At 48.8% G+C, this 15,109-nt stretch carries 30 protein-coding genes; 1 reads left to right on the top strand and 29 read right to left on the bottom strand.

The genetic code is table 11. The annotated features are described in order from the left end of the window. Positions 1 to 28: 28 nt before the first annotated feature. Positions 29 to 394, top strand: coding sequence for a hemerythrin family protein (locus JYB63_RS20795; RefSeq protein WP_205659859.1), 366 nt, complete (start codon positions 29 to 31; stop codon positions 392 to 394). A gap of 68 nt (positions 395 to 462) precedes the next feature. Here JYB63_RS20795 and rplQ read toward each other — a convergent pair whose 3' ends face one another. From rplQ to JYB63_RS20650, 29 genes are all read right to left on the bottom strand, one after another. Further along, positions 463 to 858, bottom strand: a complete 396-nt coding sequence (gene rplQ / locus JYB63_RS20790; protein ID WP_205659858.1) for a 50S ribosomal protein L17 — start codon at positions 856 to 858, stop codon at positions 463 to 465. Between the two features lie 40 nt (positions 859 to 898). Continuing rightward, complete coding sequence (locus tag JYB63_RS20785; protein WP_205659857.1) at positions 899 to 1,903, bottom strand: DNA-directed RNA polymerase subunit alpha; 1,005 nt, start codon at positions 1,901 to 1,903, stop codon at positions 899 to 901. 26 nt (positions 1,904 to 1,929) lie between these two features. After that, positions 1,930 to 2,550 carry a 30S ribosomal protein S4 gene (gene rpsD / locus JYB63_RS20780; protein ID WP_205659856.1) on the bottom strand — a complete coding sequence of 207 codons (621 nt, stop codon included), beginning with the start codon at positions 2,548 to 2,550 and terminating at the stop codon, positions 1,930 to 1,932. Positions 2,551 to 2,567: 17 nt separating this feature from the next. After that, on the bottom strand, positions 2,568 to 2,957 hold the full coding sequence (gene rpsK / locus JYB63_RS20775; protein ID WP_205659855.1) for a 30S ribosomal protein S11: 390 nt from the start codon (positions 2,955 to 2,957) through the stop codon (positions 2,568 to 2,570). Between the two features lie 25 nt (positions 2,958 to 2,982). Next, positions 2,983 to 3,339, bottom strand: a complete 357-nt coding sequence (gene rpsM, locus JYB63_RS20770; protein ID WP_205659854.1) for a 30S ribosomal protein S13 — start codon at positions 3,337 to 3,339, stop codon at positions 2,983 to 2,985. Positions 3,340 to 3,478: 139 nt separating this feature from the next. Further along, a complete protein-coding gene (gene rpmJ, locus JYB63_RS20765) occupies positions 3,479 to 3,595 on the bottom strand; it encodes a 50S ribosomal protein L36 (protein WP_083935407.1) in 117 nt (38 codons plus the stop codon). A gap of 21 nt (positions 3,596 to 3,616) precedes the next feature. Then, positions 3,617 to 4,945: a preprotein translocase subunit SecY gene (gene secY, locus JYB63_RS20760; protein WP_205659853.1), complete on the bottom strand. Its 1,329-nt coding sequence runs from the start codon at positions 4,943 to 4,945 to the stop codon at positions 3,617 to 3,619. After that, entirely contained in the window at positions 4,946 to 5,380 is a 435-nt protein-coding gene (gene rplO / locus JYB63_RS20755; protein ID WP_205659852.1) for a 50S ribosomal protein L15, read from the bottom strand. A 10-nt stretch (positions 5,381 to 5,390) separates the two neighbouring features. Beyond that, entirely contained in the window at positions 5,391 to 5,573 is a 183-nt protein-coding gene (gene rpmD / locus JYB63_RS20750; protein WP_205659851.1) for a 50S ribosomal protein L30, read from the bottom strand. A 6-nt stretch (positions 5,574 to 5,579) separates the two neighbouring features. After that, on the bottom strand, positions 5,580 to 6,080 hold the full coding sequence (rpsE, locus tag JYB63_RS20745) for a 30S ribosomal protein S5 (RefSeq protein ID WP_205659850.1): 501 nt from the start codon (positions 6,078 to 6,080) through the stop codon (positions 5,580 to 5,582). An 11-nt stretch (positions 6,081 to 6,091) separates the two neighbouring features. Next, positions 6,092 to 6,442: a 50S ribosomal protein L18 gene (rplR, locus tag JYB63_RS20740; RefSeq protein WP_205659849.1), complete on the bottom strand. Its 351-nt coding sequence runs from the start codon at positions 6,440 to 6,442 to the stop codon at positions 6,092 to 6,094. A 9-nt stretch (positions 6,443 to 6,451) separates the two neighbouring features. After that, on the bottom strand, positions 6,452 to 6,985 hold the full coding sequence (gene rplF, locus JYB63_RS20735; RefSeq protein ID WP_205659848.1) for a 50S ribosomal protein L6: 534 nt from the start codon (positions 6,983 to 6,985) through the stop codon (positions 6,452 to 6,454). An 11-nt stretch (positions 6,986 to 6,996) separates the two neighbouring features. Then, positions 6,997 to 7,389, bottom strand: coding sequence for a 30S ribosomal protein S8 (gene rpsH / locus JYB63_RS20730; protein WP_205659847.1), 393 nt, complete (start codon positions 7,387 to 7,389; stop codon positions 6,997 to 6,999). Positions 7,390 to 7,462: 73 nt separating this feature from the next. After that, positions 7,463 to 7,768, bottom strand: coding sequence for a 30S ribosomal protein S14 (gene rpsN / locus JYB63_RS20725; RefSeq protein WP_205659846.1), 306 nt, complete (start codon positions 7,766 to 7,768; stop codon positions 7,463 to 7,465). Between the two features lie 9 nt (positions 7,769 to 7,777). Next, positions 7,778 to 8,317 carry a 50S ribosomal protein L5 gene (gene rplE / locus JYB63_RS20720; RefSeq protein ID WP_205659845.1) on the bottom strand — a complete coding sequence of 180 codons (540 nt, stop codon included), beginning with the start codon at positions 8,315 to 8,317 and terminating at the stop codon, positions 7,778 to 7,780. Between the two features lie 14 nt (positions 8,318 to 8,331). Next, on the bottom strand, positions 8,332 to 8,649 hold the full coding sequence (gene rplX, locus JYB63_RS20715) for a 50S ribosomal protein L24 (RefSeq protein WP_205659844.1): 318 nt from the start codon (positions 8,647 to 8,649) through the stop codon (positions 8,332 to 8,334). A gap of 99 nt (positions 8,650 to 8,748) precedes the next feature. Further along, positions 8,749 to 9,117, bottom strand: coding sequence for a 50S ribosomal protein L14 (gene rplN, locus JYB63_RS20710; protein ID WP_205659843.1), 369 nt, complete (start codon positions 9,115 to 9,117; stop codon positions 8,749 to 8,751). A 102-nt stretch (positions 9,118 to 9,219) separates the two neighbouring features. Further along, a complete protein-coding gene (rpsQ, locus tag JYB63_RS20705) occupies positions 9,220 to 9,483 on the bottom strand; it encodes a 30S ribosomal protein S17 (RefSeq protein ID WP_205659842.1) in 264 nt (87 codons plus the stop codon). A 2-nt stretch (positions 9,484 to 9,485) separates the two neighbouring features. Next, positions 9,486 to 9,677: a 50S ribosomal protein L29 gene (rpmC, locus tag JYB63_RS20700; protein ID WP_205659985.1), complete on the bottom strand. Its 192-nt coding sequence runs from the start codon at positions 9,675 to 9,677 to the stop codon at positions 9,486 to 9,488. After that, positions 9,677 to 10,090, bottom strand: a complete 414-nt coding sequence (gene rplP / locus JYB63_RS20695; RefSeq protein ID WP_205659841.1) for a 50S ribosomal protein L16 — start codon at positions 10,088 to 10,090, stop codon at positions 9,677 to 9,679. The genes rpmC and rplP overlap by 1 nt, the downstream gene beginning before the upstream one ends. A 12-nt stretch (positions 10,091 to 10,102) precedes the next feature. After that, entirely contained in the window at positions 10,103 to 10,789 is a 687-nt protein-coding gene (gene rpsC / locus JYB63_RS20690) for a 30S ribosomal protein S3 (protein WP_205659840.1), read from the bottom strand. Between the two features lie 11 nt (positions 10,790 to 10,800). Beyond that, complete coding sequence (gene rplV, locus JYB63_RS20685) at positions 10,801 to 11,133, bottom strand: 50S ribosomal protein L22 (RefSeq protein ID WP_205659839.1); 333 nt, start codon at positions 11,131 to 11,133, stop codon at positions 10,801 to 10,803. 16 nt (positions 11,134 to 11,149) lie between these two features. Further along, complete coding sequence (gene rpsS / locus JYB63_RS20680) at positions 11,150 to 11,425, bottom strand: 30S ribosomal protein S19 (protein ID WP_205659838.1); 276 nt, start codon at positions 11,423 to 11,425, stop codon at positions 11,150 to 11,152. Positions 11,426 to 11,440: 15 nt separating this feature from the next. After that, positions 11,441 to 12,268 carry a 50S ribosomal protein L2 gene (gene rplB / locus JYB63_RS20675; protein WP_205659837.1) on the bottom strand — a complete coding sequence of 276 codons (828 nt, stop codon included), beginning with the start codon at positions 12,266 to 12,268 and terminating at the stop codon, positions 11,441 to 11,443. A gap of 14 nt (positions 12,269 to 12,282) precedes the next feature. After that, positions 12,283 to 12,579: a 50S ribosomal protein L23 gene (rplW, locus tag JYB63_RS20670; RefSeq protein ID WP_205659836.1), complete on the bottom strand. Its 297-nt coding sequence runs from the start codon at positions 12,577 to 12,579 to the stop codon at positions 12,283 to 12,285. Then, the gene (rplD, locus tag JYB63_RS20665; RefSeq protein ID WP_205659835.1) at positions 12,576 to 13,181 is read right to left on the bottom strand and encodes a 50S ribosomal protein L4; all 606 of its coding nucleotides are present in this window, start codon (positions 13,179 to 13,181) and stop codon (positions 12,576 to 12,578) included. The genes rplW and rplD overlap by 4 nt, the downstream gene beginning before the upstream one ends. An 11-nt stretch (positions 13,182 to 13,192) precedes the next feature. Then, positions 13,193 to 13,831 carry a 50S ribosomal protein L3 gene (rplC, locus tag JYB63_RS20660; RefSeq protein ID WP_205659834.1) on the bottom strand — a complete coding sequence of 213 codons (639 nt, stop codon included), beginning with the start codon at positions 13,829 to 13,831 and terminating at the stop codon, positions 13,193 to 13,195. A gap of 103 nt (positions 13,832 to 13,934) precedes the next feature. Continuing rightward, the gene (gene rpsJ / locus JYB63_RS20655) at positions 13,935 to 14,246 is read right to left on the bottom strand and encodes a 30S ribosomal protein S10 (protein ID WP_036511965.1); all 312 of its coding nucleotides are present in this window, start codon (positions 14,244 to 14,246) and stop codon (positions 13,935 to 13,937) included. Between the two features lie 240 nt (positions 14,247 to 14,486). Further along, positions 14,487 to 15,109 (bottom strand): EF-Tu C-terminal domain-related protein (locus JYB63_RS20650; protein ID WP_205659833.1); only part of this gene is annotated, 623 nt, incomplete at its 5' end.

Here is a 15,109-nt window from a genome sequence, read left to right as displayed (position 1 = left end):
TTGTGACATATTTATCTGAGTAAAACGAATGGAAAAGACTAGCGAGCTGATCTGGCAAGACACACAACATCAGGAACTGTTCCGTCTTATTGATAAGATAAAAGAAGATGGCGTTGAAGCTGATATTTTTGTTCGTCTGTATGACTATGCAGAGCACCACTTCAGCCTTGAGGAAGCCTATATGAGAGAAGCAGGCTATCCTGATATCGAATCTCATATTGCTGCACATAATAAATTCCGCCAGGAACTGACAAATATGGTCACCCAACACCATGATTACGATGAAGTGCTAAGGGAATCGCTGGCTACGTTTCTGAGTGAATGGCTGAAACGTCATATATGGGGTGTTGATAAGAAGTTCGAGGCCTATATCTTAAGCTCCGATATCAAGTAAGAAATATCCAGACATAAAAAAGCCCGGTATCTGTGAAGATACCGGGCTTTTTTGATCAGAAACGAAGATTAATCTTCAGAATCTTCAACCACAACAGCTGCATCAGCTGGACGGTCAACCAGTTCAACCAACGCCATAGGAGCGTTGTCACCAGCACGGAAACCGCATTTCAGAATGCGAATGTAACCGCCTGGACGAGCCTCGTAGCGAGGACCCAGTTCGTTGAACAGTTTACCAACAGCTTCTTTGCTGCGGGTGCGGGCGAAAGCCAGACGACGGTTAGCAACCGTGTCGTTCTTTGCCAGAGTGATCAGAGGCTCAGCAACGCGGCGCAGCTCTTTAGCTTTAGGCAGCGTAGTCTTGATGAGCTCATGTTCGAACAAGGACACAGCCATGTTCTTGAACATTGCTTTACGGTGTGCACTTGTACGATTTAAGTGACGACCTGATTTACGATGACGCATGTTTAATTCCTTGCCAAACTATTAAGGTTTGAAAACGCGATTACGAAGCGACTTTATCGTCGTTACGAATGCTTGCCGGCGGCCAGTTTTCCAGACGCATGCCCAGAGAAAGACCCTTAGATGCCAGAACATCTTTAATTTCCGTCAGCGATTTCTTACCTAAGTTCGGAGTCTTAAGCAGTTCTACTTCGGTACGCTGAATCAGATCACCGATGTAGTAGATCTGTTCTGCCTTCAGACAGTTGGCGGAACGTACAGTCAGCTCCAGATCATCAACCGGACGCAACAGGATCGGATCGATCTCTGGCTCTTCCGGCTCATCTTTAACCTGATCCTTACCACCTTCCAGATCAACAAACACAGCCAGTTGCTGCTGCAGAATAGTTGCAGCACGACGGATGCATTCTTCCGGATCGATAGTACCGTTGGATTCGATATCAATTACCAACTTGTCCAAGTCAGTGCGCTGTTCCACACGAGCACTTTCAACAACATAAGACACCAGACGAACTGGGCTGTAAGTTGCATCAAGCTGCAGACGGCCGATAGTACGTGACTCGTCTTCGTCAGAAATACGGGCATCAGCCGGTACATAACCACGACCACGGGCAACACGCAGCTGCATGTTGAGGCTTGCGCCTTCGCTCAGGTGAGCAATAACGTGATCCGGGTTAGCGATTTCGGCGTCCTGGTTCAGCTGAATATCAGCTGCAGTGACAGGGCCTGCTTCGCTCTTAGAAAGAGTCAGTGTCGCTTCGTCGCCGTTATGCAGAGCAATTGCAACACCTTTAAGGTTCAACAGGATTTCGATAACGTCTTCCTGAACACCTTCCAGAGTGCTGTACTCATGCAGTACACCGTCGATTTCTACTTCCTTAATTGCACAACCTGGCATAGAAGAAAGTAGAATACGACGCAACGCATTGCCTAGCGTATGGCCAAAACCGCGCTCAAGTGGCTCCAGAGTAACTTTTGCACGAGTCGAGCTAATTTCCTGTACGTCAATGTGACGTGGGCTTAGAAACTCGTTTACTGAACGCTGCATAGTTCCACCAATTATGAAGTCAATGATTACTTAGAATACAATTCGACAATCAGCTGCTCGTTGATTTCGGCAGACAGATCGCTACGCTCAGGCAGGGACTTGAAAGTACCTTCCATTTTGCCAGCATCTACTTCTACCCATTCAACAGCGGCACGCTGAGAAGCCAGATCCAGAGCGCTCTTGATACGCAGCTGGTTCTTAGACTTTTCACGAACGGCAACAACATCACCCGCAGAAACCTGGAATGATGGAATGTTAACGCTCTGACCGTTGACTGTAATCTGACGATGAGAAACTACCTGACGTGCTTCAGCACGGGTAGAACCAAAGCCCATACGATAGACAACATTGTCTAAACGACCTTCCAGCAGTTGCAGCAAGTTAGTACCGGTCGCACCAGAGCGACGGGCAGCTTCCTTGTAGTAGCTGCGGAATTGCTTTTCCAGTACGCCGTAAGTACGACGAACTTTTTGTTTTTCACGAAGCTGTAAACCGTAATCGGACAGACGACCACGACGAGCGCCGTGTACGCCTGGCACGTTTTCAGCTTTACACTTGCTGTCCAGTGCACGTACACCGCTCTTCAAGAACAGGTCGGTACCTTCACGGCGAGACAGCTTACATTTTGGTCCTATATAACGAGCCATATCTTACTGTCTCCGGATTAAACGCGACGTTTCTTAGACGGACGACAACCGTTGTGTGGAATCGGTGTCACGTCAGTGATGTTGTTAACCTTGTAACCGCAGCCGTTCAGTGCACGAACTGCAGATTCACGGCCTGGTCCAGGACCTTTAACAAAAACGTCTAAATTCTTTAGGCCATATTCTTGCGCTGCCACACCTGCACGTTCCGCAGCTACCTGAGCTGCAAACGGTGTGCTCTTACGAGAACCGCGGAAGCCGGAGCCACCCGCAGTTGCCCAGCTCAGAGTATTTCCCTGACGATCAGTAATAGTAATGATCGTATTGTTAAAAGAGGCGTGGATGTGCGCTAAGCCATCAACAACCTGCTTTTTAACCTTTTTACGTGTGCGAGTATTTGGCTTTGCCATATTGGAAATTCCTATCGCTTACCACTTACTTGCGGATTGGCTTACGTGGGCCTTTACGGGTACGCGCGTTAGTCTTAGTGCGCTGACCACGTAGAGGCAGGCTGCGACGGTGACGCAGACCACGAAAACAGCCCAGATCCATCAAGCGTTTGATGTTCATGGATACTTCACGACGAAGATCGCCTTCAACAGTTAACTTGGCTACTTCGCCACGTACGTTGTCTAGCTGGTCTTCTGAAAGCTCTGCAATCTTGGTGGATTCTTGAATACCACAAGCTGAACAGATGCTTTTCGCTGTAGTGCGGCCAATTCCGAAGATGTAAGTCAATGAAATTACCGCATGCTTATTGTCAGGAATATTGACGCCTGCTATACGGGCCATTCAATTTACTCCAACTTTATTAGCATGTTACCTGTCATATCAGACAAGCACTGCAAATTCTTCTATTAATGGAAGGCGCAGGATGTTACACCTTGATTAAAATTAAATCAAGCCCCTTGCCTTCCACCCCAGACCAGGATTAACCCTGGCGCTGCTTGTGTCGTGGTTCAACTTTGCAGATTACTCGCAAAGTTCCGTTACGACGTACGATCTTGCAGTTACGGCAGATTTTCTTTACAGATGCACGTACTTTCATGATCAACTCCAGTAGCAGGGGCTAGCGCAGCAGGCCAGCACCACCGCCTTTAAGATTCGACTTCTTCATCAGAGATTCATACTGATGGGACATCAGATGTGATTGAACCTGTGCCATGAAATCCATGACTACAACAACCACGATCAGTAACGATGTACCACCGAAGTAGAAAGGTATATTCCACGCAACAACCAAGAATTGAGGCATCAAGGAAACTGCAGTGATGTACAGAGCGCCGAACAGTGTCAGACGACCCAGTACACTATCAATATACCGAGCGGATTGCTCCCCTGGGCGAATACCCGGGATAAATGCACCAGACTTCTTCAGGTTATCAGCCACTTCTTTCGGATTGAAAACAATCGCGGTGTAGAAGTAGCAGAAGAAGATGATGCATACAGAAAACAGCAGAATGTATAACGGCTGGCCCGGACCCAACGCTAACGCAACACTCTGTAACCATTCCATGCCTTCAGTCTGGCCAAACCACTGACCGATTGACGCAGGGAACAGTAAAATACTTGACGCAAAGATCGGCGGAATAACACCGGCCATGTTTACTTTCAATGGCAGGTGGCTGGACTGAGCCGCATACATACGACGTCCCTGCTGACGCTTCGCATAGTTGATGGTAATGCGGCGCTGGCCACGTTCCATGAACACTACGAAACCAACAGTCGCAACAGCCAGTGCTGCGATGCCCAGCAGCGCCAGGATGTTTAAGTCACCCTGACGTGCCGCTTCAAAGGACTGACCGATTGCACCTGGCAATCCGGCCACTATACCAGCAAAGATCAGGATAGAAATACCGTTACCGATACCTCTCTCTGTCACTTGCTCACCTAACCACATCAGGAACACTGCACCGGCTACCAGAGTCACGACTGCTACAAAGTAGAAAGCCGGACCTGCGCTGAATGCAATACCCTGATTAGCCAGACCTACCGCCATACCGAACGACTGAATGGTAGCCAGGATAACGGTACCATAGCGTGTATATTGGTTGATCTTACGGCGACCAGCCTCACCTTCTTTCTTTAACTGCTCTAACGTCGGGCTTACAACCGTCATCAACTGCATGATGATGGATGCTGAAATGTACGGCATGATACCCAAAGCCAGGATACTCATACGTTCCAGCGCGCCACCGGAGAACATGTTAAACAGACTCAGGATAGTACCCTGGTTCTGATCGAAAAGTGCTGCTAGGCGATCAGGATTGATACCAGGTACCGGAATATGTGCACCGATACGGTATACAACGATCGCAATCAAAACAAACAACAAGCGAGACTTAAGTTCGCCTAAGCCGTTTTGAACACCTGCTGGTACTGGTCCTTTCTTAGCCATTTATTCCTCGACTTTTCCGCCAGCAGCTTCGATAGCAGCCTGAGCACCTTTAGTGACTTTCAGACCTTTAACGGTAACTGCTTTAGTGATTTCACCAGACAGGATCACGCGCGCACGCTTGATGCTTTCTTTGATGATATCGGCTTTTTTCAACGCTTCCAGGTCGACCACTTCAACGCCAGCTTTAACCAGTTCGTTCAAACGGATTTCAGCAACAAAAGGCGCCTGACGTGATGTGAAACCGAACTTAGGCAGACGACGCTGTAAAGGCATCTGACCACCTTCGAAACCTGGCTTCACTGAACCGCCTGAGCGGGATTTCTGACCTTTGTGACCACGGCCACCGGTTTTACCCAGGCCAGAGCCAATGCCGCGACCAACGCGCTTGCCAGCGCTCTTGGAACCTTCGGCAGGACTTAGTGTATTAAGACGCATAACGGACTCCTTATTCGCCTTCTACACGAACCATGTAGTTTACTTTGTTGATCATACCGCGAACGGAAGGAGTGTCTTCCACTTCAACAGTGTGACCGATACGACGCAGACCCAGACCCTTTACGCACTCACGGTGCTTAGGCAGTTTACCGATGGGGCTGCGAACAAGTGTAACCTTGACTGTAGATGCCATCGTTTATTACCCCAGAATCTCGTCTACGGCCTTACCACGCTTCGCAGCAACATCTTCAGGAGATGTCATGCTAGCCAGGCCATTGATTGTTGCACGTACAACGTTTACTGGGTTGGTAGAGCCGTAGCACTTAGCCAGTACGTTGTGAACACCTGCAAGTTCAAGCACAGCACGCATCGCGCCACCGGCGATTACACCAGTACCTTCAGATGCTGGCTGCATGTATACCTTAGAAGCACCGTGACGTGCTTTTACAGCGTACTGCAGGGTTGTGCCATTCAGGTCTACAGAGACCATGTTACGACGTGCTTGCTCCATTGCTTTTTGAATAGCAACAGGCACTTCACGTGCTTTACCACGACCGAAACCAACGCGGCCATTTCCGTCACCAACAACAGTCAGGGCTGTGAAACCGAAAATACGACCACCCTTAACTACTTTGGCAACACGGTTTACCTGAACAAGCTTCTCTTGCAGGTCACCGTCTTTCTGTTCGTGATTTGCCATTGTCAAACCCCTTAGAATTCCAGGCCGCCTTCACGGGCCGCTTCTGCCAACGCCTTGATACGTCCGTGGTATTGGAAACCAGAACGGTCGAAAGCAACCTTAGATACGCCAGCGTCTTTAGCACGCTGAGCGATTAATGCACCGACTTTAGAAGCCGCGTCGGAATTACCGGTAGCACCAGTACGCAGGTCTTTTTCTACTGTAGATGCAGCAGCCAGAACCTGACCACCATCAGCAGAGATTACCTGTGCATAGATGTGACGTGGTGTACGGGTAACGCACAGACGGGTAGCACCCAGCTCACGCATTTTGAAGCGAGCACGGCGAGCACGGCGAATTCGAGATATTTTCTTATCGTTCATGACCCTACCTTACTTCTTCTTAGCTTCTTTACGGCGTACATATTCGTCAGCGTAACGAACACCTTTACCTTTGTAAGGCTCTGGTGGACGGAATGCGCGAATTTCGGCAGCAGCCTGGCCCAGTGTCTGCTTGCTGGCAGATGTCAGAACAACAGTAGTCTGACCTTCCATAGCAGCGGTAACACCTTCAGGCAATTCGTAATCGATTGGGTGAGAGAAACCCAGGGTCAGGTTTACGCTGTTGCCTTTAACGGCAGCACGGTAACCAACACCTTGCAGAACCAGTTTCTTAGTGAAACCTTCGCTCACACCTACAACCATGTTATTAACCAGAGAGCGGGTAGTACCGGCCAGAGCATTGGCCTGCTTGCTGCCATCACGTGGCGCAAACTTCAGTACGTTTTCTTCGCTGGTTACTTCTACAGACTGGTGTACAGACAGGTCTAAGGCACCGTTCTTGCCTTTTACATTAACCTGCTGACCATCAATTTTAGCTTCTACACCTGCCGGTAGGACAACGGGACTTTTAGCAACTCGAGACATAGTTCTAGCTCCTAGAATACCGTGCAGATGACTTCGCCACCGATACCGGCAGCACGTGCAGCGCGATCGCTCATCACACCTTTAGAGGTAGAGATGATAGAGATACCCAGACCGCCAGCTACTTTAGGCAGCTCGGAAGCAGCCTTATATACACGTAGACTTGGACGACTTACACGCTGGATAGACTCAATAACCGGCTTGCCTTCAAAGTACTTCAATTCAACAGTCATAACTGGCTTAACATCACCTTCAACGGCAAAGCCAGAGATGTAACCTTCTGCTTCCAGGACAGAAGCGATAGACGCTTTCATCTTTGAAGCAGGCATGGTTACAGCTGATTTCTCAGCCATATGACCATTACGAATACGGGTTAACATATCCGCTAGAGTGTCTTGCATACTCATGCTTAATTTTCCTTACTATTGTGCAGCGCAATGCGGTAGCAGAGTGAGGATCACCCTGCCCAGACCACCGTGCTTACCAACTAGCTTTCTTCAAGCCTGGAACATCACCACGCATAGCAGCTTCACGCAATTTGATACGGCTTAAGCCGAATTTGCGGTAAACAGCGTGTGGACGACCAGTAACCTGACAACGACGTACCTGGCGAACCGGGTTAGCGTCACGTGGCAGCTTCTGAAGAGCTACCTGTGCATCCCAACGCTCATCTTCAGATGAAGCTGGGTTACGGATGATTGCCTTTAACTGAGCACGTTTCTCAGCGTACTTAGCAACCATTTTTGCGCGTTTTGCTTCGCGCGCTTTCATACATTCCTTAGCCATTTTTCTACCCTACTTTTTGAATGGGAAGTTCAGGGCTGCCAGCAGGGCACGACCTTCATCGTTGTTACGGGCAGTGGTAGTGATAGTAATATCCATACCACGCAGCTTATCTACCTTATCGAAATCGATTTCAGGGAAGATAATCTGTTCTTTAACACCCATGCTGTAGTTACCACGACCATCAAAAGATTTCGGGTTCAGACCACGGAAGTCACGGATACGAGGAATAGAGATATCAACCAGGCGGTCAAGGAATTCCCACATACGCTCGCCACGCAGTGTTACCTTGCAACCGATCGGCCAGCCTTCACGTACTTTAAAGCCAGCAATAGACTTGCGAGCTAAAGTTACTACAGGCTTCTGACCAGAAATCTGCTGCATGTCAGCAACAGCGTTTTCCAGTTGTTTCTTGTCACCCAGCGCTTCACCAACACCCATGTTCAGGGTGATTTTGGTCAGGCGGGGAACAGCCATCACGTTCTCGCTTTTCAGCTCTTCTAGAAGCTGCTGCTGAACGGAATCTTTATAAAGGGCTTTTAATCTAGACATGGCATCAACTCCTATTACTTAGCGATTACTTCGCCGTTGGATTTGAAGAAGCGAACTTTGTTGCCATCTTCCAGAACCTTGAAGCCAACACGATCACCTTTACCGGTTGCCGCATTGAAGATCGCAACGTTAGAAACAGCGATAGCCGCTTCTTTCTCTACGATGCCACCAGGCTTACCCATCATAGGGTTAGGCTTGGTGTGCTTCTTCACCATGTTGATGCCAGATACAATCAGGCGATCATCAGCAAGCACACGTAAAACTTTACCGCGCTTACCTTTATCTTTACCTGCAATGACGATTACTTCGTCGTCACGAATAATTTTTCGCATGTTTTCCTATCCTTTCCTACTACCCTCTCATGCTCAAAAACGCCAACCCCGTTAAGAGTTAGCGTTTTTCAAAAAAATCAAACTTAAGAAGTTAGATTTTTAAAGCACTTCAGGCGCCAGGGAAATGATCTTCATAAACTTCTCAGAGCGAAGTTCACGAGTTACTGGTCCAAAAATACGTGTACCGATTGGCGCGTCGTTGGCGTTCAACATAACCGCAGAGTTTACATCAAAGCGGATGATTGAACCGTCAGGGCGACGAACACCTTTACGGGTACGAACTACAACAGCGTTAAGAACCTGGCCTTTTTTCACCTTACCGCGTGGAATTGCTTCCTTAACGGTAACTTTGATGATGTCACCCACACTCGCGTAACGGCGATGTGAGCCACCAAGAACCTTGATACACTGCACACGCTTGGCGCCGCTGTTATCAGCAACATCAAGCATAGTTTCTGTTTGAATCATGGTCTCTACTCCAAAATTCAGACTTATTTCTTCGCTTAACCTCTGTTTTCACAGTGATTTCCGGCGAAAAAACAAGCCTGCCAGAAGCAAAGGTGCGTTATCTTACACCTTTACTGCCTGTTCTTCAATCTTAACTAGCGTCCAAGACTTACTTTTTGAATACGGACGGGATTCAGCGATAACCACTGTGTCACCCATGTTGCATTCATTCTGTTCGTCATGCGCATGCAGCTTAGTTGAACGAGTTACGAATTTACCGTAAATCGGGTGCTTCTCTTTACGCTCAACCAGAACGGTGATGGTTTTATCAGCTTTGTTGCTGATAACTTTACCGATCACTGTACGTGTACGTTTTTCTGCAGCCATTTTTAGTTACCTGCTTTCTCATTCAGTACGGTCTTAGCACGTGCGATATCACGACGTACCTGACCTAACATATGGTTCTGAGTCAGCTGACCAGTTGCTTTCTGCATACGCAGGTTGAACTGATCCTTTAAAAGACCCAGCAGAGTTTGCTGAAGTTCTTCTACGGATTGTTCGCGCAATTCAGTTGCTTTCATCACATCACCGTCCGTTTAACAATAGTGGTTGCTACTGGTAATTTAGCAGCCGCCAGATTGAATGCTTCAGTTGCCAGATCATCAGGCACACCGCTCATTTCGAACAGTACTTTACCTGGCTGAATCTGAGCTACCCAGTATTCAACGCTACCCTTACCTTTACCCATACGTACTTCAAGTGGCTTGCCGGTAATCGGCTTGTCTGGGAACACACGGATCCAGATTTTACCACCACGCTTTACGTGACGAGTCATGGTACGACGAGCAGCTTCGATCTGACGAGCTGTGATACGTCCGCGACCGGTGGCTTTCAGAGCGATTTCTCCGAAGCTAACAGCGCTACCGCGCTGAGCCAGACCACGGTTGCGACCTTTCATTACCTTACGGAATTTCAGTCTTTTAGGTTGCAGCATTGATAATTACCCCTACTTTGAACCTTTCTTTTTAGGCGCAGCATTCTTCTGAGCACGCACTTCTTCAATGCCGCCCAGGATCTCGCCTTTAAAGATCCAGACTTTAATACCAAGCACACCATAAGTAGTATGCGCTTCATAAGTACCGTAATCGATATCAGCACGCAGAGTGTGCAAAGGTACACGACCTTCACGGTACCATTCAGAACGTGCAATCTCTGCACCGCCCAGACGGCCACCTACCTGAATCTTGATACCCTTAGCACCCAGACGCATAGCATTCTGTACAGAACGCTTCATTGCGCGACGGAACATTACACGACGCTCCAGCTGGCTCGCTACGCTCTGAGCAACCAGTTTCGCATCCAGTTCTGGCTTACGGACTTCTTCGATGTTGATGTGAACAGGCACGCCCATCATTTTAGAAACAGCGTTACGCAGCTTCTCTACATCTTCACCTTTTTTACCAATCACGATGCCTGGACGGGCTGTGTGAATGGTGATTTTAGCATTCTGTGCTGGACGCTCGATATCGATGCGGCTCACAGAAGCAGCTTTCAACTGACCTTCCAGATACTCACGTACCTGAAGGTCATTCAACAGTTTACTTGCGTATTCGTTCTTGTCTGCATACCACACAGAAGTGTGATCTTTAACAATGCCCAGACGAATACCTGTTGGATTTACCTTCTGACCCATAGTGGTATCTCCTAGCAGTCAGCGACCTTAACGGTGATGTGGGAGGTACGTTTCAGAATACGATCTGCACGACCTTTCGCACGCGGCTTAATACGCTTCATCGTCATACCTTCGTCAACGAAGATCTCAGATACGCGTAGCTCATCAATGTCAGCACCTTCGTTGTGCTCTGCGTTAGCAATAGCAGACTCAAGTACTTTCTTGACTAAAACCGCACCTTTTTGAGGGCTGAAAGCCAGAATATCCAGGGCTTCACCCACCGCTTTACCGCGGATTTGATCGGCTACCAAACGCGCTTTCTGAGCGGAGATATGGGCGCCTTTGTGCTTAGCGGCTACTTCCATTTTCTATACTCCTGAATTAGCGTTTAGCTTTCTTGTCTGCTGCATGACCCTTATAAGTACGGGTAGCGGCAAACTCGCCTAATTTATGACCAACCATGTCCTCGGTGATAAACACCGGCACGTGCTGACGGCCATTATGGACTGCAATCGTAAGGCCTACGAAGTTCGGGAACACCGTAGAACGACGAGACCAGGTTTTGATCGGACGACGATCATTGGCCTCAATTGCAGCCTCTACCTTTTTCAACAGGTGAAGGTCAATAAAAGGACCTTTCTTCAGTGAACGTGGCACAGCTGTATCCTCTGATTATTTCGCTTGACGACGACGTACGATCAACTTGTCAGTACGCTTGTTCTTACGAGTCTTGTGACCCTTAGTCGGCATACCCCATGGAGAAACAGGGTGACGACCACCGGAAGTACGACCTTCACCACCACCATGTGGGTGATCAACAGGGTTCATAGCAACACCACGAACTGTCGGGCGTACACCGCGCCAGCGCTTAGCACCAGCCTTACCCAGAGAGCGCAGGCTGTGTTCAGAGTTGCTTACTTCACCCAGAGTCGCACGACAGTCAACTAAGACTTTACGCATCTCACCGGAACGCAGACGCAGAGTTGCGTGCGCGCCTTCACGAGCCACTAACTGAGCAGAAGTACCGGCAGAACGTGCAATCTGAGCACCTTTACCTGGCTTCATTTCAATACAGTGAACAACGCTACCCACTGGGATGTTACGCAGTGGCAGGCAGTTACCCGGCTTGATGTCAGCGTCCTGACCAGAAATGACACGGCTGCCAGCTTTAACGCCCTTAGGAGCGATAATGTAGCGGCGTTCACCGTCAGCGTATTTCAGCAGGGCGATGTGCGCAGAACGGTTTGGATCGTATTCCAGACGCTCAACAACTGCAGGAATACCTTCTTTGTTACGACGGAAGTCGATCAGACGGTAATGCTGCTTGTGACCACCACCAATGTGGCGGGTTGTGATGCGACCATAGGTGTTACGACCACCGGTCTTGCTTTTCTTTTCGACCAGAGCAGCAAATGGCTTGCCCTTGTGCAGGTCGTTATTAACAACCTTAACGACGTGACGACGGCCAGCAGAGGTCGGTTTAGATTTAACAATAGCCATTCTTATAACCCCTCTTATTCGCCATCGATGAAGTCGATGTCGTGACCATCAGCCAGGCAAACGTATGCCTTACGGATGTTAGAGCGCTTACCTAAGCCACGCTGAGTGCGCTTGGTTTTGCCCTTCACGTTTACGATGTTCACGCCAGTTACTTTAACTTCAAACAGCTGCTCAACGGCCTTCTTGATTTCAGGCTTAGTTGCGTCAGCCGCTACGCGGAATACAACCTGCTGAGAACCTTCAGCAACGATAGTTGCTTTCTCAGAGATGTGCGGTCCTAGCAGTACTTGATAGATGCGTCCTTGGTTCATGCTAACGCCTCCTCAATTTTCTTAAGAGCAGCGACAGTAACCAGAACTTTATCGAAGCCTACCAGACTAACAGGATCGATGCCGGCAGCGTCGCGTACGTCAACGTGAGGTACGTTACGTGCAGCCAGATACAGATTCTGCTCTACGTCTTCAGTAATCAGCAGTACATTTGCCAGCTCAAGTTCATTCAACTTAGCAACAAACTGCTTGGTCTTAGGTGCTTCTACGCTGAAGTTATCAACAACAACCAGACGCTCCTGACGAACCAGTTCGGAGAAGATGCAACGCATAGCTGCGCGGTACATTTTCTTGTTTACTTTCTGAGCATGGTTACGCGGTGCAGCTGCGAAAGTCACACCACCAGTACGCCACAGAGGACTACGAATAGTACCGGCACGTGCACGGCCAGTACCTTTTTGACGCCATGGCTTAGCACCGCCACCGCTTACAGCGGAACGGTTCTTCTGTGCCTTGGTGCCTTGACGACCACCGGCCAGGTACGCAGTAACGACCTGATGAACCAGTGATTCATTGAATTCTTTACCAAACGCCAGGTCGGAAACTTCAACAGATCCGCCAGCTCCTGCAAGATTCAGATTCATTACAAACCCCCTTAGGCGCCAGCTTTAACAGCTGATTTAACGATTACGTCGCCACCGGTGGCACCAGGGACAGCGCCCTTAACCAACAGCAGATTACGCTCAGCATCGATGCGAACAACTTCCAGGGACTGAACGGTTACACGCTCCGCACCCATGTGTCCTGCCATCTTCTTGCCTTTCCAAACGCGACCAGGAGTTTGACACTGACCAATAGAACCAGGAGCACGGTGAGAAAGTGAGTTACCGTGAGTAGCATCCTGCATGGAAAAGTTCCAACGCTTGATACCGCCCTGGAAGCCCTTACCTTTGGACTGCCCGGTTACATCAATTTTCTGACCCGCTTCGAAGCGTTCAACAGTCAGTTGATCACCAACATTAATTTCTTCGTCACCAGACAGACGAAACTCCCACAAACCACGACCTGCTTCGGTCTCAGCTTTGGCAAAGTGACCTGCCATTGCTTTAGTTACGCGGTTAGCGCGACGTGAACCTACAGTTACCTGCACAGCAGTGTAACCATCGGTATCAGCAGTCTTAACCTGAGTAACTCGGTTCGGTTCCACCTCGATGACTGTGACTGGCACTGACACACCATCTTCATTGAAGATGCGCGTCATACCTGCTTTACGTCCGATTAAACCTACAGACATTTTTCTAACCTCAATTGCCAGTTGTGTACGGGGCTTTTTACCCGCTATGGCTGCCCGTCCAGGGCATTCCACACGCAAACTAAAAGTCTGCGCATCTGTCTAATTAGCCTAAGCTAATTTGCACTTCGACACCCGCAGCAAGGTCTAGCTTCATCAGTGCGTCAACAGTTTTTTCTGTTGGCTCAACGATGTCCAGAACACGCTTGTGAGTGCGGATTTCGTACTGGTCACGTGCATCTTTGTTCACGTGTGGCGAAATCAGCACTGTAAAGCGCTCTTTGCGAGTAGGAAGTGGGATCGGACCATGCACCTGAGCTCCAGTCCGCTTAGCAGTCTCAACGATCTCCTGAGCGGAAGAGTCAATCAGGCGATGATCAAAAGCTTTCAGACGAATTCTGATTTTTTGGTTCTGCATTTCGATCACACATTTCCTAGATTGTTAAACGGCTCTATGCCGACCTAGCCCCAATTAATGGGGTAGCGCATTCTACTTAACCCCTATAGGCAAGTCAAGGCTATTTATTAACCAGTAATACCATCACCCGACTTATACATAAGGAGCCTTAATTTTGCCTGCAAGTCTGGACACTTAACCCCAACCCGCAAGCACAAAAAAAAGACCCCGAAGGGTCTTTTTTTCAGGCAAGATTATCGATTATTCGATGATCTTAGCAACAACGCCCGCACCTACTGTACGACCGCCTTCACGGATCGCAAAGCGCAGACCTTCTTCCATCGCGATTGGGTTGATCAGGGTAACATCCATCTTGATGTTATCGCCTGGCATTACCATTTCTACGCCTTCTGGAAGCTCACAAGCACCGGTGATGTCAGTTGTACGGAAGTAGAACTGCGGACGGTAGCCTTTGAAGAATGGAGTGTGACGACCACCTTCATCTTTGCTCAGTACGTATACTTCACCTTCGAAACGAGTGTGAGGAGTGATAGAACCTGGCTTAGACAGTACCTGACCACGCTCAACGTCGTCACGCTTAGTACCACGCAGCAGTGCACCGATGTTCTCACCTGCACGACCTTCGTCCAGCAGCTTACGGAACATTTCTACACCAGTACAGGTAGTAGTCTGAGTTTCGCGGATACCTACGATCTCAACTTCAGAACCAGTGTTAACGATACCACGCTCAACACGACCAGTTACTACAGTACCACGACCGGAGATTGAGAATACGTCCTCGATTGGCATCAGGAACGGCTGGTCAATTGCACGCTCTGGCTCTGGGATGTAAGAATCCAGAGTTTCAACCAGAGTCTTAACTG

It is taken from the genome of Aliamphritea spongicola, assembly GCF_017051665.1.
GTDB lineage: Bacteria > Pseudomonadota > Gammaproteobacteria > Pseudomonadales > Balneatricaceae > Amphritea > Amphritea spongicola.
Note: the sequence above shows the minus strand (reverse complement) of the source record. Positions and strands in the feature narration are given on the sequence as shown.

What these genes read in the sequence shown, in the direction of transcription:
- JYB63_RS20795 (WP_205659859.1), top strand. Translation starts at nt 29, where the DNA reads ATGGAAAAGACTAGCGAGCTGATCTGGCAAGACACACAACATCAGGAA.
- rplQ (WP_205659858.1), bottom strand. Translation starts at nt 858, where the DNA reads ATGCGTCATCGTAAATCAGGTCGTCACTTAAATCGTACAAGTGCACAC.
- JYB63_RS20785 (WP_205659857.1), bottom strand. Translation starts at nt 1,903, where the DNA reads ATGCAGCGTTCAGTAAACGAGTTTCTAAGCCCACGTCACATTGACGTA.
- rpsD (WP_205659856.1), bottom strand. Translation starts at nt 2,550, where the DNA reads ATGGCTCGTTATATAGGACCAAAATGTAAGCTGTCTCGCCGTGAAGGT.
- rpsK (WP_205659855.1), bottom strand. Translation starts at nt 2,957, where the DNA reads ATGGCAAAGCCAAATACTCGCACACGTAAAAAGGTTAAAAAGCAGGTT.
- rpsM (WP_205659854.1), bottom strand. Translation starts at nt 3,339, where the DNA reads ATGGCCCGTATAGCAGGCGTCAATATTCCTGACAATAAGCATGCGGTA.
- rpmJ (WP_083935407.1), bottom strand. Translation starts at nt 3,595, where the DNA reads ATGAAAGTACGTGCATCTGTAAAGAAAATCTGCCGTAACTGCAAGATC.
- secY (WP_205659853.1), bottom strand. Translation starts at nt 4,945, where the DNA reads ATGGCTAAGAAAGGACCAGTACCAGCAGGTGTTCAAAACGGCTTAGGC.
- rplO (WP_205659852.1), bottom strand. Translation starts at nt 5,380, where the DNA reads ATGCGTCTTAATACACTAAGTCCTGCCGAAGGTTCCAAGAGCGCTGGC.
- rpmD (WP_205659851.1), bottom strand. Translation starts at nt 5,573, where the DNA reads ATGGCATCTACAGTCAAGGTTACACTTGTTCGCAGCCCCATCGGTAAA.
- rpsE (WP_205659850.1), bottom strand. Translation starts at nt 6,080, where the DNA reads ATGGCAAATCACGAACAGAAAGACGGTGACCTGCAAGAGAAGCTTGTT.
- rplR (WP_205659849.1), bottom strand. Translation starts at nt 6,442, where the DNA reads ATGAACGATAAGAAAATATCTCGAATTCGCCGTGCTCGCCGTGCTCGC.
- rplF (WP_205659848.1), bottom strand. Translation starts at nt 6,985, where the DNA reads ATGTCTCGAGTTGCTAAAAGTCCCGTTGTCCTACCGGCAGGTGTAGAA.
- rpsH (WP_205659847.1), bottom strand. Translation starts at nt 7,389, where the DNA reads ATGAGTATGCAAGACACTCTAGCGGATATGTTAACCCGTATTCGTAAT.
- rpsN (WP_205659846.1), bottom strand. Translation starts at nt 7,768, where the DNA reads ATGGCTAAGGAATGTATGAAAGCGCGCGAAGCAAAACGCGCAAAAATG.
- rplE (WP_205659845.1), bottom strand. Translation starts at nt 8,317, where the DNA reads ATGTCTAGATTAAAAGCCCTTTATAAAGATTCCGTTCAGCAGCAGCTT.
- rplX (WP_205659844.1), bottom strand. Translation starts at nt 8,649, where the DNA reads ATGCGAAAAATTATTCGTGACGACGAAGTAATCGTCATTGCAGGTAAA.
- rplN (WP_205659843.1), bottom strand. Translation starts at nt 9,117, where the DNA reads ATGATTCAAACAGAAACTATGCTTGATGTTGCTGATAACAGCGGCGCC.
- rpsQ (WP_205659842.1), bottom strand. Translation starts at nt 9,483, where the DNA reads ATGGCTGCAGAAAAACGTACACGTACAGTGATCGGTAAAGTTATCAGC.
- rpmC (WP_205659985.1), bottom strand. Translation starts at nt 9,677, where the DNA reads ATGAAAGCAACTGAATTGCGCGAACAATCCGTAGAAGAACTTCAGCAA.
- rplP (WP_205659841.1), bottom strand. Translation starts at nt 10,090, where the DNA reads ATGCTGCAACCTAAAAGACTGAAATTCCGTAAGGTAATGAAAGGTCGC.
- rpsC (WP_205659840.1), bottom strand. Translation starts at nt 10,789, where the DNA reads ATGGGTCAGAAGGTAAATCCAACAGGTATTCGTCTGGGCATTGTTAAA.
- rplV (WP_205659839.1), bottom strand. Translation starts at nt 11,133, where the DNA reads ATGGAAGTAGCCGCTAAGCACAAAGGCGCCCATATCTCCGCTCAGAAA.
- rplB (WP_205659837.1), bottom strand. Translation starts at nt 12,268, where the DNA reads ATGGCTATTGTTAAATCTAAACCGACCTCTGCTGGCCGTCGTCACGTC.
- rplW (WP_205659836.1), bottom strand. Translation starts at nt 12,579, where the DNA reads ATGAACCAAGGACGCATCTATCAAGTACTGCTAGGACCGCACATCTCT.
- rplD (WP_205659835.1), bottom strand. Translation starts at nt 13,181, where the DNA reads ATGAATCTGAATCTTGCAGGAGCTGGCGGATCTGTTGAAGTTTCCGAC.
- rplC (WP_205659834.1), bottom strand. Translation starts at nt 13,831, where the DNA reads ATGTCTGTAGGTTTAATCGGACGTAAAGCAGGTATGACGCGCATCTTC.
- rpsJ (WP_036511965.1), bottom strand. Translation starts at nt 14,246, where the DNA reads ATGCAGAACCAAAAAATCAGAATTCGTCTGAAAGCTTTTGATCATCGC.